Origin of the sequence: Microcoleus sp. D3_18a_C4 (genome assembly GCF_036702415.1) — a bacterium.
Taxonomy (GTDB): Bacteria; Cyanobacteriota; Cyanobacteriia; order Cyanobacteriales; family Microcoleaceae; genus Microcoleus.
In genome coordinates this window covers 1-1,268 of the sequence record NZ_JAUBTI010000236.1, presented here as the reverse complement: position 1 = coordinate 1,268, position 1,268 = coordinate 1, and the positions used below count along the sequence as shown (strand labels likewise).

Genomic DNA, 1,268 nt, shown 5'->3' with positions numbered 1-1,268 from the left:
CATTGGTGACAAGTTAAGGCTGTAAGTCTTTTGTCAAGAGGCTTTCGGAGAGTTCTTAAAAAAGAATTGGTCAGACCCTCGTTGCTTTTCAGGAAAAGGGGCAATAATTAACTTAACATTCGGTTTTCGCTGCTGTTTAATAATGCCTAAATCTCGATTTTGGGGGTCAGCAAAATACTTGATTGGATCTGTTGCTTTACCTTTATGATGAGCCATAGTAAAATGATAAAGACCGCGATAAATCATTTCTAAAGAAATCTGCTCAAAAGGTAGAGCTAGTTCATCAGCTACCGCATCACCTAAATCTACTAAAACTGCATAAAATAACCAAGTTGCCCAAATCTGTAATTTAATCCCATTGATTGAACCCGTCCATAAATAGCTTAAATCTAACAGCCTTTTTACAATATTAAAAGCTTCTTCAATCCGCCAACGTCTTCGATACAAATCTGCTACTACATAAGGGGGTAATTTTTCTGGCTCTAGCACACTTGTTAAATAAGAATGCCAGGTTTTTTCTGAACGAACTTCAATCAAACGTAAGGTAATAAACGGAGTTTTCTTCGTTCCAGACCCCAAACGTATCTTACGGTCTCGCAGTCCATAACTATCGGTAAATACTTCCTCTACTTTGATGGCGGCTCCTTTCTTTACTCGGGTAATAAAGTTAACCTTTTGCTCAATTAATTTTAACCAGAAACTAAAGTGATAAAAGCCTCTATCTAATAGTAATAACGTATTTTCGCTGACTAAATTGAGGATATTCTCTTCAAGTTTTACATCAGATTCTTTCGCATTTTCGGTAAACCAAATTTCGACTGGCAATCTAGTTACTAGATCAATTACTGTACTTATTTTCCCCGCCAATTGTCCTATTTTAGCTGACTCTAAGTTTGATAATTTCCGAAATAATGCCTCTAATATTGAACTATCTATAATCCAAATCTGCTCAAATCTTGTTAATGTAAACTGAATACTTTCTGGTAAGGTTCGTTGATTTCTCCTCTGCCAATTTGTTCTTAAACGCGGTAATAAATCCTTAAATACTTGTTCAAACAGCTCAGCAGGAAAGGTCAAAAATCTTTGTGAGAGTGCTTGTTGGCTGACGGACGTGGGATTACACCACAGAAAGCCGTCTCTCGTTAACATTCGGGTCAGCTCTCTTACCCCTGCCACATCTCGCCATAGTAAGGTTAAGACCGCAGCCATCATCAATGGCAAGTTGAGAATTCGGTCTCGAAGTTTTAGCTGACGGTAGGAATTTTCCT

Annotated in this window: 1 protein-coding gene; it reads right to left on the bottom strand. The window is 37.8% G+C overall.

From position 1 onward, the window contains the following. Window positions 1-33 precede the first annotated feature (33 nt). Window positions 34-1,268: IS4 family transposase (locus QUB16_RS33380; protein ID WP_333322690.1), on the bottom strand; the 1,235-nt coding region annotated here is incomplete at its 5' end.